General features: G+C 52.0%; 12 protein-coding genes and 2 pseudogenes. 7 read left to right on the forward strand and 7 right to left on the reverse strand.

Going from position 1 to position 13,899, the window contains the following annotated elements; all coding sequences use genetic code 11:
* Positions 1-224 precede the first annotated feature (224 nt).
* Together aac(3)-IId and ACOTX7_RS22945 are read left to right on the forward strand one after the other, a co-directional pair.
* Positions 225-1,085: an aminoglycoside N-acetyltransferase AAC(3)-IId gene (gene aac(3)-IId / locus ACOTX7_RS22940; RefSeq protein WP_000557454.1), complete on the forward strand. Its 861-nt coding sequence runs from the start codon at positions 225-227 to the stop codon at positions 1,083-1,085.
* 12 nt (positions 1,086-1,097) lie between these two features.
* Positions 1,098-1,640, forward strand: coding sequence for an AAA family ATPase (locus ACOTX7_RS22945; RefSeq protein WP_000587837.1), 543 nt, complete (start codon positions 1,098-1,100; stop codon positions 1,638-1,640).
* A 481-nt stretch (positions 1,641-2,121) separates the two neighbouring features.
* Here ACOTX7_RS22945 and ACOTX7_RS22950 read toward each other — a convergent pair whose 3' ends face one another.
* The gene (locus tag ACOTX7_RS22950) at positions 2,122-2,313 is read right to left on the reverse strand and encodes a hypothetical protein (RefSeq protein ID WP_000951934.1); all 192 of its coding nucleotides are present in this window, start codon (positions 2,311-2,313) and stop codon (positions 2,122-2,124) included.
* Between the two features lie 23 nt (positions 2,314-2,336).
* Between ACOTX7_RS22950 and ACOTX7_RS22955 the strand changes: the two genes are divergently transcribed.
* From ACOTX7_RS22955 to ACOTX7_RS22970, 4 genes are all read left to right on the forward strand, one after another.
* A complete protein-coding gene (locus ACOTX7_RS22955) occupies positions 2,337-2,564 on the forward strand; it encodes a hypothetical protein (protein ID WP_000248278.1) in 228 nt (75 codons plus the stop codon).
* Positions 2,565-2,614: 50 nt separating this feature from the next.
* The gene (locus ACOTX7_RS22960) at positions 2,615-3,751 is read left to right on the forward strand and encodes a DUF3883 domain-containing protein (RefSeq protein ID WP_000080861.1); all 1,137 of its coding nucleotides are present in this window, start codon (positions 2,615-2,617) and stop codon (positions 3,749-3,751) included.
* A gap of 114 nt (positions 3,752-3,865) precedes the next feature.
* Positions 3,866-5,236, forward strand: a complete 1,371-nt coding sequence (locus ACOTX7_RS22965; RefSeq protein WP_000971921.1) for an IS1182-like element ISCfr1 family transposase — start codon at positions 3,866-3,868, stop codon at positions 5,234-5,236.
* 820 nt (positions 5,237-6,056) lie between these two features.
* Complete coding sequence (locus tag ACOTX7_RS22970; RefSeq protein ID WP_000027057.1) at positions 6,057-6,917, forward strand: broad-spectrum class A beta-lactamase TEM-1; 861 nt, start codon at positions 6,057-6,059, stop codon at positions 6,915-6,917.
* 138 nt (positions 6,918-7,055) lie between these two features.
* On the opposite strand, the gene ACOTX7_RS22975 is transcribed toward ACOTX7_RS22970, so the two are convergent.
* The 5 genes from ACOTX7_RS22975 to ACOTX7_RS22995 all read right to left on the reverse strand — a co-directional run bounded on the left by ACOTX7_RS22975 (position 7,056) and on the right by ACOTX7_RS22995 (position 9,736).
* The gene (locus tag ACOTX7_RS22975; RefSeq protein WP_085013673.1) at positions 7,056-7,373 is read right to left on the reverse strand and encodes a hypothetical protein; all 318 of its coding nucleotides are present in this window, start codon (positions 7,371-7,373) and stop codon (positions 7,056-7,058) included.
* Positions 7,374-7,448: 75 nt separating this feature from the next.
* Positions 7,449-7,667 carry a hypothetical protein gene (locus tag ACOTX7_RS22980; RefSeq protein WP_306307795.1) on the reverse strand — a complete coding sequence of 73 codons (219 nt, stop codon included), beginning with the start codon at positions 7,665-7,667 and terminating at the stop codon, positions 7,449-7,451.
* Positions 7,649-8,629, reverse strand: a complete 981-nt coding sequence (locus tag ACOTX7_RS22985) for an IS5-like element ISKpn26 family transposase (protein ID WP_000019450.1) — start codon at positions 8,627-8,629, stop codon at positions 7,649-7,651. The genes ACOTX7_RS22980 and ACOTX7_RS22985 overlap by 19 nt, the downstream gene beginning before the upstream one ends.
* Before the next feature lie 45 nt (positions 8,630-8,674).
* Complete coding sequence (locus ACOTX7_RS22990; RefSeq protein WP_000490639.1) at positions 8,675-9,298, reverse strand: hypothetical protein; 624 nt, start codon at positions 9,296-9,298, stop codon at positions 8,675-8,677.
* A 57-nt stretch (positions 9,299-9,355) separates the two neighbouring features.
* Positions 9,356-9,736 (reverse strand): hypothetical protein, encoded by a 381-nt coding sequence (locus ACOTX7_RS22995; RefSeq protein WP_001371925.1) that lies wholly within the window; start codon positions 9,734-9,736, stop codon positions 9,356-9,358.
* A gap of 754 nt (positions 9,737-10,490) precedes the next feature.
* Here ACOTX7_RS22995 and ACOTX7_RS23000 point away from each other — a divergent pair.
* Positions 10,491-10,661: pseudogene (locus tag ACOTX7_RS23000) on the forward strand (transposase); the annotation flags it as partial.
* A gap of 36 nt (positions 10,662-10,697) precedes the next feature.
* Here the strand turns inward: ACOTX7_RS23000 and ACOTX7_RS23005 are convergent.
* Positions 10,698-13,705, reverse strand: a pseudogene (locus tag ACOTX7_RS23005) (Tn3 family transposase).
* Positions 13,706-13,899 lie beyond the last annotated feature (194 nt).

Consider the following 13,899-nt stretch of genomic DNA (forward strand, 5'->3'; position numbering starts at 1 on the left):
CCATCAGCAAAAGGGGATGATAAGTTTATCACCACCGACTATTTGCAACAGTGCCGTTTACTCATATATACTTTAGATTGATTTAAAACTTCATTTTTAATTTAAAAGGATCTAGGTGAAGATCCTTTTTGATAATCTCATGACCAAAATCCCTTAACGTGAGTTTTCGTTCCACTGAGCGTCAGACCCCGTATAGTGTTTTGCAGTTTAGAGGAGATATCGCGATGCATACGCGGAAGGCAATAACGGAGGCGCTTCAAAAACTCGGAGTCCAAACCGGTGACCTCTTGATGGTGCATGCCTCACTTAAAGCGATTGGTCCGGTCGAAGGAGGAGCGGAGACGGTCGTTGCCGCGTTACGCTCCGCGGTTGGGCCGACTGGCACTGTGATGGGATACGCGTCGTGGGACCGATCACCCTACGAGGAGACTCTGAATGGCGCTCGGCTGGATGACGAAGCCCGCCGTACCTGGCTGCCGTTCGATCCCGCAACAGCCGGGACTTACCGTGGGTTCGGCCTGCTGAATCAATTTCTGGTTCAAGCCCCCGGCGCGCGGCGCAGCGCGCACCCCGATGCATCGATGGTCGCGGTTGGTCCGCTGGCTGAAACGCTGACGGAGCCTCACGAACTCGGTCACGCCTTGGGGGAAGGATCGCCCGTCGAGCGGTTCGTTCGCCTTGGCGGGAAGGCCCTGCTGTTGGGTGCGCCGCTAAACTCCGTTACCGCATTGCACTACGCCGAGGCGGTTGCCGATATCCCCAACAAACGGTGGGTGACGTATGAGATGCCGATGCTTGGAAGAGACGGTGAAGTCGCCTGGAAAACGGCATCGGATTACGATTCAAACGGCATTCTCGATTGCTTTGCTATCGAAGGAAAGCCGGATGCGGTTGAAACTATAGCAAATGCTTACGTGAAGCTCGGTCGCCATCGAGAAGGTGTCGTGGGCTTTGCTCAGTGCTACCTGTTCGACGCGCAGGACATCGTGACGTTCGGCGTCACCTATCTTGAGAAGCATTTCGGAACCACTCCGATCGTGCCTCCGCACGAGGCCGTCGAGCGCTCTTGCGAGCCTTCAGGTTAGAGGCCGTCGACAATGATAATCTGGATCAACGGACCTTTCGGCGCCGGAAAGACGACGCTCGCTAAGCGGCTGCGCGATCGGCGTTCCAAATCGCTGATCTTTGACCCCGAGGAAATCGGGTTCGTGGTGAAAGAAACGGTCCCCATGCCAGCGAGCGGAGACTATCAGGATCTCCCCTTGTGGAGGGGACTTACGATCGCGGCGGTCAGGGAGATTCGAAGGAATTACTCGCAGGACATCATCATCCCAATGACGCTCGTGCACCCGGACTATCTGACTGAGATACTCGACGGGGTAAGGCGGATCGACGATCAGCTGCTGCACATCTTTCTGACGCTCAACGAGGACCTATTGCGTCACCGGATCGCGAACCAGACCATGCATCCTGACCCGAATCGAAATGCGGAGATTCGAGAGTGGCGATTAGCGAATGTCGCCCGATGCTTGGCCGCAAGGGAACGGCTTCCATGCACAACCCGTGTTCTCGATAGTGGTGCACACACCAGCGATGAACTCGCAGCGATGGTGCTCGACGGAATCGATGGGCGCACCTGATCGCCTTCGACGCCTGCGCAAAGCGTAGCGCGAGGGTGGCGGGCTCACGACCAAACGCCCAGAGGTCGATCATCGCAGGGATGTTTGGCTTTGTGGTGCGGACGACGGGACTCGAACCCGTACTCTCACAGAGAAGCAGATTTTCGTACCACCTCGACTTTCGCCGCCGTCTGATGACGTTCGTGGTCTGGACTGTCCCTTCGCCATTGCCCGAAGGCTTTAGGCGCCGCCCGTCCAGTCTCTACACCTTCCCCCGAAGGGGCTTGGCTCGGGATTGGCTTAGGGTATTGCCCGTTAGCGTTCCCCGACTTTGAGCGGTTCTACTCCGCGGATTTCCCCGCGGGCACTCCAATTTTAAAGTCTGCTGCGTCTACCGATTTCGCCACGTCCGCCTTTTTTCGCCGTTCCTAGCGCTCGTGCGATGCACCTATGTTGCACCTAGCGCCGAATCGTTCTTCGTCATCCTGAAAAACCACGTCTCCTAAAGCCTTGCATAGCTTATCTTTTCTCCACCACGAACTTTTTTGTGGGATGGTAGAAAAAAAGACTTTTTAAGTCCGCTGGCTTGCCAGGCCTTGTTAGCTTGTACGGTCATGGTTATCGGGTAAAGAATATTGACGGCATCGCTGGTGTCGGTGGCTGAAAAGCCGGCTCCCATCAGGGCAATAGCCATTTCAGATGCAGGCGTACAGGGCAATGGTCAACAGCTACAGCCTGTCTGACGATTCCGGCGTCATGGCTGCGGCGGCTATCACGCATTTTTTGTTCGGTCAGGCGGTGTTTTCGTACCTCAATGGTTGGAGCGTGTTGATCGGACCTGGTACAGGTTTGGACAGCACGGGCTGCAAATACGCAAGGGATTTAATGGGCCTGGTGGCGTTCACGGCTTTTATCGTGACGTTTCTGTTCAGGGGCTACTCATAATCTCGTGGCTCGGCGGTTCCCGGCACACCATGACAGTAAGGAAGGACCCTGTGTCTCAACTCTCCCAGCTTCGAAGCCCCGCCGCCGTGCAGGCTGCCATCGATGAGTTCGTGCAACTGGGCCGCACGAAATTCCTGGCGCGCCACGGCTACGGCAAGTCCCGCGACTTCCTGGTACGTGATCCGAAGACCGGCACCGATTGCGATTCCAAGGCCATCGCCGGTGTGGCCTTCGGCAAGCAATTTCCCGAGCAGGGCCCGCTCACTGCTGACAGCTTCTCCGGTGGCGAGACGACCGTCGTTCCGGCGCTGACGCGGCTCGGGTTTCGCATCATTCGCATCGGCGAAGACTGGTCCGAAGAAGAGGTCCTGGCCACGGTCGAAGACTATTTCGACATGCTGCGTGCCGAGGCGGCTGGGGAGCCGTACCACAAGTCCGAGCACAACCAGGCACTGCGCCAACTGCTGAACGGTCGCAGCAAGTCTTCAGTCGAGCTCAAGCACCAGAACATTAGCGCCGTACTCGATGCCCTGGGCCTGCCCTATATCAACGGCTACAAGCCACGCGGCAACAGCCAACTGCTGCTGCGTAAATCCGTACACGCCTACGTTCTGGAACATCAGCAGACGGTCGGCGCTCTTGTCGATGCCCTGGAGGAGGTAAAACTTCCGGGTGACAAAACCTACCGAGCGGCTTTGGTAGAACCACCCGCCCGTGAAGTGCTTGTGCGTACCCCGGCATCTCTACGGCAACGCCTACCGCGAAAGTTCGATTATGCCGCTCGCGATGAAGCCAACCGCAAGCTGGGCCGGGCAGGGGAGCAGTGGGTGATTGGCTACGAACAGCAACGCCTGACCGAGCTCGGCCACCCAGAGCTTTTTCAGCGGCTGGATTGGGTGTCCGACACCCAGGGAGACGGTGCGGGGTTCGACATCCTGTCGTTCGAAGAGGACGCCCATGAGCGCTTCATCGAGGTGAAAACCACCAATGGCGGGGTAGGCTCGTCTTTCTTGGTCAGCCACAACGAACTCGAATTCTCCAAGGAGGCGGGCGATCAATTCCATCTGTATCGCGTGTTCCAGTTTCGGGACGGTCCGCGCCTGTTCACGCTACCCGGCGACCTCAGCCAACATGTGCATCTCAAGCCGACGGACTACCGGGCGAGTTTCCGGAGTTTGGTGGGGTAAAGGCAGGGTTCTGTTGAGCCGAATGGCTGTGTGCGGCCGATTCTGTTGAAAAAGTAGCGGCCTCCCCATGCCGTTGGCAAAATTGCTTTGTCAGCGAGCGTGGGGGCGAACAGCATGATGGGACAGTTACCGGGAGGACAGCAGCGCCTGTTCTACTCGTTCAATCTGGAAGATCACGTCCCGGCCCAACATCTCCTGCGCAGCATCGACCAGTGCTTGGATCTCAGTGATCTACGTGCCTACCTGGCAGATTTCTATAGCCCCATCGGGCGTCCCTCGATTGACCCGGAGTTGATGGTGCGCATGCTGGTCGTCGGCTACTGCTATGGCATTCGTTCCGAGCGGCGATTGTGCGAAGAGGTGCACCTGAACCTGGCCTATCGCTGGTTCTGCCGGTTGGGTCTGGAAGACGAAGTCCCCAATCACTCGACCTTCTCGAAGAATCGCCATGGGCGTTTTCGTGACAGCGATCTATTCCGCTGGTTATTCAATGAGGTGCTGCGGCGCTGCATGGCAGCCGGCCTAGTCAAGGGTGAAGGTTTCGCCGTCGACGCCAGCATCATTAAGGCGGATGCCAGCCGGCAACGTGGGGTGGCGGGAGATGAGGTCGATTGGAACGATCCAAAGCTCAGCAGCCGCGCAGTGCGCGAGTACCTCGAAGCCCTTGATGAAGAGGCGCTGGCTGAGGCTCTTCCCAAGAAAATTTCGCTCACTGATCCTCAGTCCCGTTGGACAGCAGCGCCAGGTGGCCCGGCCTTTTTTGCCTACTCCACGAATTACCTGATCGACACTGAGCACGGTGTGATCATGGACGTGGAAGCTACCCCGGCGCACCGTACCGCCGAAGTCGATTCGACTAGGACGATGGTCGAGCGTGTCGAGGCGCAGTTCGATCTCACACCGGAACGCCTTATCGGCGATACCGCTTATGGCACCGCCCCGATGCTGGCCTGGATGGTCGAAGAAAAGGACATCGAACCGCATGTGCCGGTGTGGGACAAGACCGAGCGCAAGGACGACAGCCTCTCCAGTAACGACTTTCACTGGAGTCAGGACGCCAATGAATATCGCTGCCCAGCCGGCAAACCGCTACGCAGTGAATGGCGCGCCTTCACCCAGCAAAGGTCGCGGGTAACTAAGGCCAAAACCGTCATTTACCGCTCCAGCCAAACCGACTGCGCCACCTGCCCGTTGAAAGCGAAATGCTGCCCCAACACGCCGAATCGGAAGATCGTCCGCAGCATCCATGAGGCTGCCCGCGACGTGGCTCGACGCATCGCCAAGACACCGGAGTACCTCGTCTCTCGCTGCGAACGAAAGAAGGTGGAGATGCTTTTCGCCCACCTCAAACGGATCATGAAACTCGACCGTTTACGACTGCGTGGCCTAACGGGTGCCACTGACGAATTCACCTTGGCTGCGATGGTGCAGAACCTGCGCCGCATGGCCAAGCTTTTGCCTCAAGGGCCACCGCTGACGGGATAGGTATGCCTGCTACGAGCAGAAACCCTCAAATTAACCCTTAAACCTGAGCAAGGACGCTCAGTGAAACGCCGGAAGGCAACTTGAAGTGGCTTGCAGCCACTTCGACAGCAGGCACACCTGATCGGCAGGCTGCCGCTAAAGCTACTTTTTCAACAGAATCGGCCGATTTGTGCCGGTCGTCAAGGACCGCTTCGGATCACTCTCAACCGGATCGCGGGCCAGCTGATTTGCTAAAACCCGCGCCAAACTCAACGAAGGATTTCGCATGATCCGTTTTTTTTGGCGATCACGCTCGGCCTGATGGTTGGCTGCTCGTCGAGTTCAAGTTCGATCTGATCAGTGAGCGGTAGCGCAAGTGGATCGCCTCAGCCAAGCAGCGTTGTTGCCGGCGGCCGGAAGAAAGCCTTGAACTAGTAGCGGAAAGGATGAAACTTTATTTTTACGATTCTCAGCATTTTCCAAGGTTGAGCGAAAATTAGGATGATACTTTAATGATTCCGGCCTCCATCCCCACAAAACGCTTGCAGATGGCAGAATTGAAATAAGTCATTGTTTTAAATGGATTTTTGCAGGAATTGCTACGTTGCAGGGTCCTGTAGTTAGGATGACACTTTATTTTCCTCCCACAGGCCTCGTGATACGCCTATTTTTATAGGTTAATGTCATGATAATAATGGTTTCTTAGACGTCAGGTGGCACTTTTCGGGGAAATGTGCGCGGAACCCCTATTTGTTTATTTTTCTAAATACATTCAAATATGTATCCGCTCATGAGACAATAACCCTGGTAAATGCTTCAATAATATTGAAAAAGGAAGAGTATGAGTATTCAACATTTTCGTGTCGCCCTTATTCCCTTTTTTGCGGCATTTTGCCTTCCTGTTTTTGCTCACCCAGAAACGCTGGTGAAAGTAAAAGATGCTGAAGATCAGTTGGGTGCACGAGTGGGTTACATCGAACTGGATCTCAACAGCGGTAAGATCCTTGAGAGTTTTCGCCCCGAAGAACGTTTTCCAATGATGAGCACTTTTAAAGTTCTGCTATGTGGTGCGGTATTATCCCGTGTTGACGCCGGGCAAGAGCAACTCGGTCGCCGCATACACTATTCTCAGAATGACTTGGTTGAGTACTCACCAGTCACAGAAAAGCATCTTACGGATGGCATGACAGTAAGAGAATTATGCAGTGCTGCCATAACCATGAGTGATAACACTGCTGCCAACTTACTTCTGACAACGATCGGAGGACCGAAGGAGCTAACCGCTTTTTTGCACAACATGGGGGATCATGTAACTCGCCTTGATCGTTGGGAACCGGAGCTGAATGAAGCCATACCAAACGACGAGCGTGACACCACGATGCCTGCAGCAATGGCAACAACGTTGCGCAAACTATTAACTGGCGAACTACTTACTCTAGCTTCCCGGCAACAATTAATAGACTGGATGGAGGCGGATAAAGTTGCAGGACCACTTCTGCGCTCGGCCCTTCCGGCTGGCTGGTTTATTGCTGATAAATCTGGAGCCGGTGAGCGTGGGTCTCGCGGTATCATTGCAGCACTGGGGCCAGATGGTAAGCCCTCCCGTATCGTAGTTATCTACACGACGGGGAGTCAGGCAACTATGGATGAACGAAATAGACAGATCGCTGAGATAGGTGCCTCACTGATTAAGCATTGGTAACTGTCAGACCAAGTTTACTCATATATACTTTAGATTGATTTAAAACTTCATTTTTAATTTAAAAGGATCTAGGTGAAGATCCTTTTTGATAATCTCATGACCAAAATCCCTTAACGTGAGTTTTCGTTCCACTGAGCGTCAGACCCCTTCTTCTTTGACGGGACCGGATGACAAATGAACTAGAACCGGTACTTTTTTACGTGTTCTATCCAGAACAATACAATTTGATTTATCCGTATCAACGCTTCCCTGAAGAGTATTCAAAGAGCAATTATCATATCCCTCAACCGGAACTGCATTACCTTGGATATCAATTTTGAATCCTCCAGCTATTACAATTTCGGGTGCATTATCATTTAAAGTCTCGTCATAGGCAGCATCAACTACATCGCAAGCAGTAAGAGTAAGTGACGATGCCACAGCAAGACACAATAAAGAAAATCTGTTTTTGAGCATATTTGAGACCTTTTATAAAAATAAAATAACAGGAGAATTGTATCATTAACAGTCTAGTTCTAACGACTACCACTTTTAAGTATGTATTGAGCCAGTTTTATATTCAGGCACACCATATTGCACTCTAGGGAAGGTGCGAATAAGCAGGTCATTTCTTCCCAAGCTGACTCGCTGATTAAAATTTCGCGGATCTGGGCCGATTTTTTTCCCGCAAACACATCGAATCAGCCTATTTAGGCTATTTTTTCCACCATTTCTGGCGTTATTTCCGGTTTTTACTGAGATCTCTCCCACTGACGTATCATTTGGTCCACCCGAAACAGGTTGGCCAGGGTGAATAACATCGCCAGTTGGTTATCGTTTTTCAGCAGCCCCTTGTATCTGGCTTTCACGAAGCCGAACTGCCGCTTGATGATGCGAAACGGGTGCTCCACCCTGGCACGGATGCTGGCTTTCATGTATTCGATGTTGATGGCCGTTTTGTTCTTGCGCGGATGCTGCTTCAAGGTTTTTACCCTGCCGGGACGCTCGGCGATCAGCCAGTCCACATCCACCTCGGCCAGCTCCTCGCGCTGTGGCGCTCCTTGGTAGCCGGCATCGGCTGAGACAAATTGCTCCTCTCCATGAAGCAGATTACCCAGCTGATTGAGGTCATGCTCGTTGGCCGCGGTGGTGACCAGGCTGTGGGTCAGGCCACTCTTGGCATCGACACCAATGTGGGCCTTCATGCCAAAGTGCCACTGATTGCCTTTCTTGGTCTGATGCATCTCCGGATCGCGTTGCTGCTCTTTGTTCTTGGTAGAGCTGGGTGCCTCAATGATGGTGGCATCCACCAAAGTGCCTTGGGTCATCATGACGCCTGCTTCGGCCAGCCAGCGATTGATGGTCTTGAACAATTGACGGGCCAGTTGATGCTGCTCGAGCAGGTGGCGGAAATTCATGATGGTGGTGCGATCCGGCAGGGCGCTATCCAGGGATAATCGGGCAAACAGGCGCATGGAGGCGATTTCGTACAGGGCATCTTCCATGGCACCGTCGCTCAGGTTGTACCAATGCTGCATGCAGTGAATACGCAGCATGGTCTCCAGCGGATAGGGCCGTCGGCCATTGCCCGCCTTGGGATAAAACGGCTCGATGACAGCGGTCATATTCTGCCATGGCAGAATCTGCTCCATGCGGGAGAGGAAAATCTCTTTTCGGGTCTGACGGCGCTTAGTGCTGAATTCACTATCGGCGAAGGTGAGTTGATGGCTCATGATGTCCCTCTGGGATGCGCTCCGGATGAATATGATGATCTCATATCAGGAACTTGTTCGCACCTTCCCTAGCTCTTTCATCATCCTAGAAGAACTCTTAATTAAGTATTCTTCAAGTGGGCCAGCATATGCCCCTGATGTCACGATCGTTAGTTGCGTAAGAGGATGAGTCAAACTCTCAATGCCCTTCAGGATGTCATTCTGGACAGCAGCAATATAAACAGGCGAAGCCGCAATCAAATATTCATCATTCGGACTGGACTGCATTAACTGGCTTATAGTTGCGCAACGGTTATGCTTTCCTAGTGATTTTGTGATGGCTTTCCACCAGAGATCATGCCTGAATGGTACTTGATGAAATGTCGCCTCGTAAGAGGGCACCCGATCTCGACTATTTAAAAACCCCATCCCGGCAGAGATTATCCACAACTCCAGATTTCTGGTTGAGTTTAAAATTTCCTTTGCCGTAGACCAGTGATTACCTGAATACAAGGACAATGCCGGTACCGCCTGATTACTTCTGGCGTCGTCTACAATGTTACTCCAGGCATATGCTGCGTCGTCCGGGGTTTGTTTTGGATCTATGTCCAATGTCGGCCAGACGTGGCCCTGATGATTCTTGCCCTTTGTACAGGAAGTGATTAAGTGTACTGAGCGTTCAGAGAACATTATCTTCCTTACATACCCATAGAACAGCTTTCTAAGAACGGTGGGCTCGCCTGAAAATTACAAATCAGCCCCTTTCACGGCATCATTTTGATTCTTCGCGTCTGCCCCCAGTAAGATGACCGGTTTTCTGCATGACAGTGTTATTCCTAACAAACGCAACACAAAACCACGCCAGCCAGAGCAAATTTTTTCATTTGCTGCGTAAAGCCTATTGTTTTCTCTTTTAAGCTTCGCCCACTCGTTACAGAGGGTAACATCATCAAGCGCTGTTATATGCTTCGCCTCACCTTCGACGATAACGGTATGGATACCGTATGCTGTAAATCTCATACTATTTTCCAGAACCCAGTTGCGGTATTCGTTGAGTCCACCTTCGGAACCGGTAGCTCTGCGCCACATTTCAATTTGCTTGTGTGATGGGTCAAGTGTACTTGTCATTGAAGCCTCGTCTCAGCGATAACGCTTGAAATAGCCCGCTTTGGTCAAAATGAAATTAGCCATCTGACTGGCGATTTGATTGTATCTTACTCATAGTGCCCAACCTATAGGTTAAAAAGGGGCATTTTCGCTTTATAGCGTGTTCAACATCATCAATCATCCCAAGAAAGGCTGGCTTATTAAGCCGGTCCATCATTTTCTGTATATCTCTCATCAATTTTTATATCCGGCCTGAAGTGCACCGTTCAAGCACACCGATCAGGCAGTTAGTCACTAGTTAACTCTTTACTAGAGACTAAATTCCATTGATTTACGTGACAACGTCACGTCATTAAGGTTTGCAAATGCCTAATTTTCATACTATGGGATTTAATTAGGAGTAAATCCCACAGGTTTACATAAAGCTGACATTTAAAAGTGTTAAAAATCAATCAGATAGAAAGAAAAGGCTCTCCGGAAGAACTCTTCTCATTATTTCGCCGCCCGGGGTTATTGCTGACAGATCTGAAAGTGCTAATATGTTAGTCATTAGTAATTAGTAAAGCCTTTACTAAACGCGTTTCTACGTAAATTCTATTGGTTTTAGAGGGTCCTACTGTCCGAAGACAATAAAGTTGTACACAAAGCACTAAAGTTGTAACCATTCTCAAAAAACGACGCTAATGTTGTATGCTTACTGAATGTGTGGTTATAGGGTTGGAGACTATAAAATGCACATATAGGTACGTATCAATGTCGTTTTTTGGGTACGATCATGGGTAGGGGTAGGCGTCTCAAATCCTATTTGGATTATGAAAATGCGCTAGGTGACGGCATAGGAGTGGGCTATGGCCAAAGTTATCAGCCCTGGCTTAGAGCTCAGGACGTTAAATCCCGTGGAAACCGTTCGATAGTCTTTGGCCTTAAGACGTTTCGAAACCATCATCATGGGGTTTGAGGGCCAATGATGTAAAAAACCACGCTAAGGAGATAATTCATTGTTTAAATTGAGATTTAACGGCCTCAATTCCCCCTTCATAATATCCTCCGGTAGTGTGAACGTATAATGTCCCAGCATGTTGATATGACCGTGCATCAGAGGCGAAAGCCGCGCGATATGTTCATCCTCTGGCCCTTCCCCGATGCTGCGCAGGTGCGACAAGGCTTCCTGCATATAAAGCGTATTCCACAGCACCACTGCGTTTGTCACCAGACCCAGCGCACCCAACTGATCTTCCTGCCCCTCGCGGTAACGTTTTCTGATCTCGCCACGCTGACCGTAGCAGATGGCTCTTGCAACGGCATGGCGGCCTTCACCCCGGTTCAACTGTGTTAGGATCCGGCGACGATAGTCCTCATCATCAATATAGTTGAGAAGATACAGTGTCTTGTTAACTCTTCCGACCTCCATTATTGCCTGAGCAAGCCCTGACGGTCGGGTACTTCTCAATAGCGATCGAATGAGTTCTGACGCATGAATAGTGCCCAGCTTCAGCGAACCGGCAACCCGCATCATCTCATCCCAGTGGCTTTCGATTTTAGAAAGGTCAACACAACCCCGCGCCAGTTTGTCCAACGCCCCGTAATTCGCTGCTTTGTCGGCCCGCCAGAACACAGCCTCACCCGCATCCGCCAGACGAGGTGAAAATTGGTATCCCAGTAGCCAGAACAGGCCAAAGATAATGTCACTGGTACCTGCTGTGTCCGTCATGATTTCAACCGGGTTTAGTCCCGTTTGTTGCTCAAGTAGCCCTTCCAGCACAAAGATGGAATCCCGCAGTGTTCCAGGAATCACTATGCCATGAAAACCCGAATATTGGTCAGAGACAAAGTTGTACCAGGTGATGCCGCGCCCTGAACCAAAGTATTTTCTGTTGGGGCCAGAATTCACCGTTTTCACTGGCGTGACAAAACGCATACCATCAGCGGAGGCTACCTCCCCGCCCCCCAGTATCCTGCCAACGCTAACGAGGACTGAAAATCAACCAGCCGCGCATTGGCGCTAACCAGCGTTTCTGCTCGGATGTAGTTCTGTTTCACCCAGCTCAGACGATGGCGAGTCAGTGCAGGGATATTGTGCTTGATCAGCGGCTCATGTCCGATATTGCAGGCCTCAGCCAGCATCACCGCACACAGGCTTATATGCAGATCCTGCGCACGGGCACCTGACTCGCTGACATGGCTGAATTCACGGGTGAAGCCAGTTCTGGCGTCAATCTCGAGCAACAGTTCTGTCAGGTCAACGAGTGGAAGCAATTGTCTGACTCGGCTGCTCAGTTGTATCAGCGCCGGTGGTTCATCCAATTTATCCAGGCTGCTGATGGTCAGCGAAGGATGTTTACCTTCATTGCAGATGTCCACGGCGGTATTGCGATCAAAACGTGATGCCACCGTTTTCCAGGTTTCATCTAACTGAGCGGCCAATTGCTCCGATGCTTTACTGCCATTAGTGGGGTGACCCAATGCCCGGCAGACTGGAACCCGCTGCGCCTGCCATTCCTCCCCCTGAAGAAGTTTTTGGCGCGGATCACCCCAACGATCGCTGTTTTCCAACCAGATGTCACGACGGCGTAGCGCATCCTGAAGTCGCTCCAGCAGACACAACGAGTAACCTGCTCGCTGTATCCGACCGTCAGCATCGTACACCAGGCGTTTCCAAGGGCCTGAAATGATATGTTCAGGTGCATCGTCCAGGATCCGTTTTTTCGAGCCGTTTAGCTCTGCCAGGTAATGGATGGCAGCCAAGGTATGTTCACCGTCTGGGGCCGCACGGAAGTGCAGATCGCGCAGTAGTGCGGGCAAAAAACGCCTTACCCGTCCGTATTGCTCCACCATTTCATCCTGAAAGTTTGTATCCTGGGGGCGGGCCAGTTCATTCACTTTTTCCACGGACTCTGCCAGTCTGGCGACAGACACACTGCTGAATATGGTCTTTCGCAGCAAATCATCGGCGGTATCTTCATCAAGTAAAAGTGCGCATGCCCGCGCCAGCAGCAACGCCGCGCGGTCAAGATCCTTGAGCGTCCTAAGTCGCTTTTTCTGCCCGGTTTTCTTCGCCTCCCGGGTAATATTGAGGATCAGCATATCCAGCACGTCAACGGCCTCGTCCAGCGCCGAGATTTCTTGCGCTTTCACGAATGCGGTAAGGATCGCCAGCCGCCGTTCTTCTGGCATTCTGCTGATATATTTCACCGATGCCATTCCGGCATAGCGTGCCAGATTGCGGAGCTGTATGGCGGGCAGCCCAGTGAAATTCAGACAGGAAAACTCCAGGCTGCGCAGGCGAGTGTAACGTTCAAGTGCTTCAGTGAACGCGGGGCCGCTGATAGTGACAGGGCCTCTTTTTAGGTGCTCCATCACTGAGAGTCGCTGTCCTTCGGGGATTTCAAGTAACCCAGCCAGTTGTGCGGTCTGCCAACGGTTTGGCAGCGCGGCCAATTTTCGCCACAAGCGGCGGGTCGCACGCTCACGGATTTCACCAATGACTCTCGTCAGGGTGGATGCGGCTGGCAACAACACTTTATTTTGAAGCAACCACGCGGTGGCAAAATCGAACATCAGTCCGGGGCGTTCATTACTGAGCCATGCACGGGTATACAGCAATCGCTTCAGTCTGAACGACCACGGGAAATCACCGAAATCATGATAGCTATAGTGCTGCCTGATAAGCCCGTGGTGCTCCCAACGTGTGTTTTCCCTTTGAGCATAGCGGGAAATGATCTCTGGATAGCGGATGTTAAGTTGCCTTGCGACATAAAACTGGACACCGGGCGGTATTTGCATGAGATCGGACAAGAAGGTTCCCAGAAAGCGGGCAGTTGTGAGTTGAAGGGCAATTCCCAACCGGTTATGCCTGCCCCTACGCAGGTTGATGAAAGTAAGGTCTCGCTCATCAAGATGAAAATACCGTGCCAGCTGGATCTCGTTTGGCTCTGCGGCATAACGCCCGTAGTTCTGTGTCTGTTTGTCGGTCAGAAAATCAGCAGCCATCACGCATCCTTTCGTAAACGGGTGTTCTGTTCTCTTTTTAACCGTCTCAAATGTTATGAGTTTTGATACCACCCAAAACGGTACTGAATGTCAGTATCAAAAATCGTGATTTATGCATTATGATACTACACAGTATGGCACTGTTGCAAAGTTAGCGATGAGGCAGCCTTTTGTCTTATTCAAAGGCCTTACAT

This window comes from Enterobacter cloacae complex sp. IR5418, from assembly GCF_049238105.1.
GTDB classification, from domain to species: domain Bacteria; phylum Pseudomonadota; class Gammaproteobacteria; order Enterobacterales; family Enterobacteriaceae; genus Enterobacter; species Enterobacter hormaechei.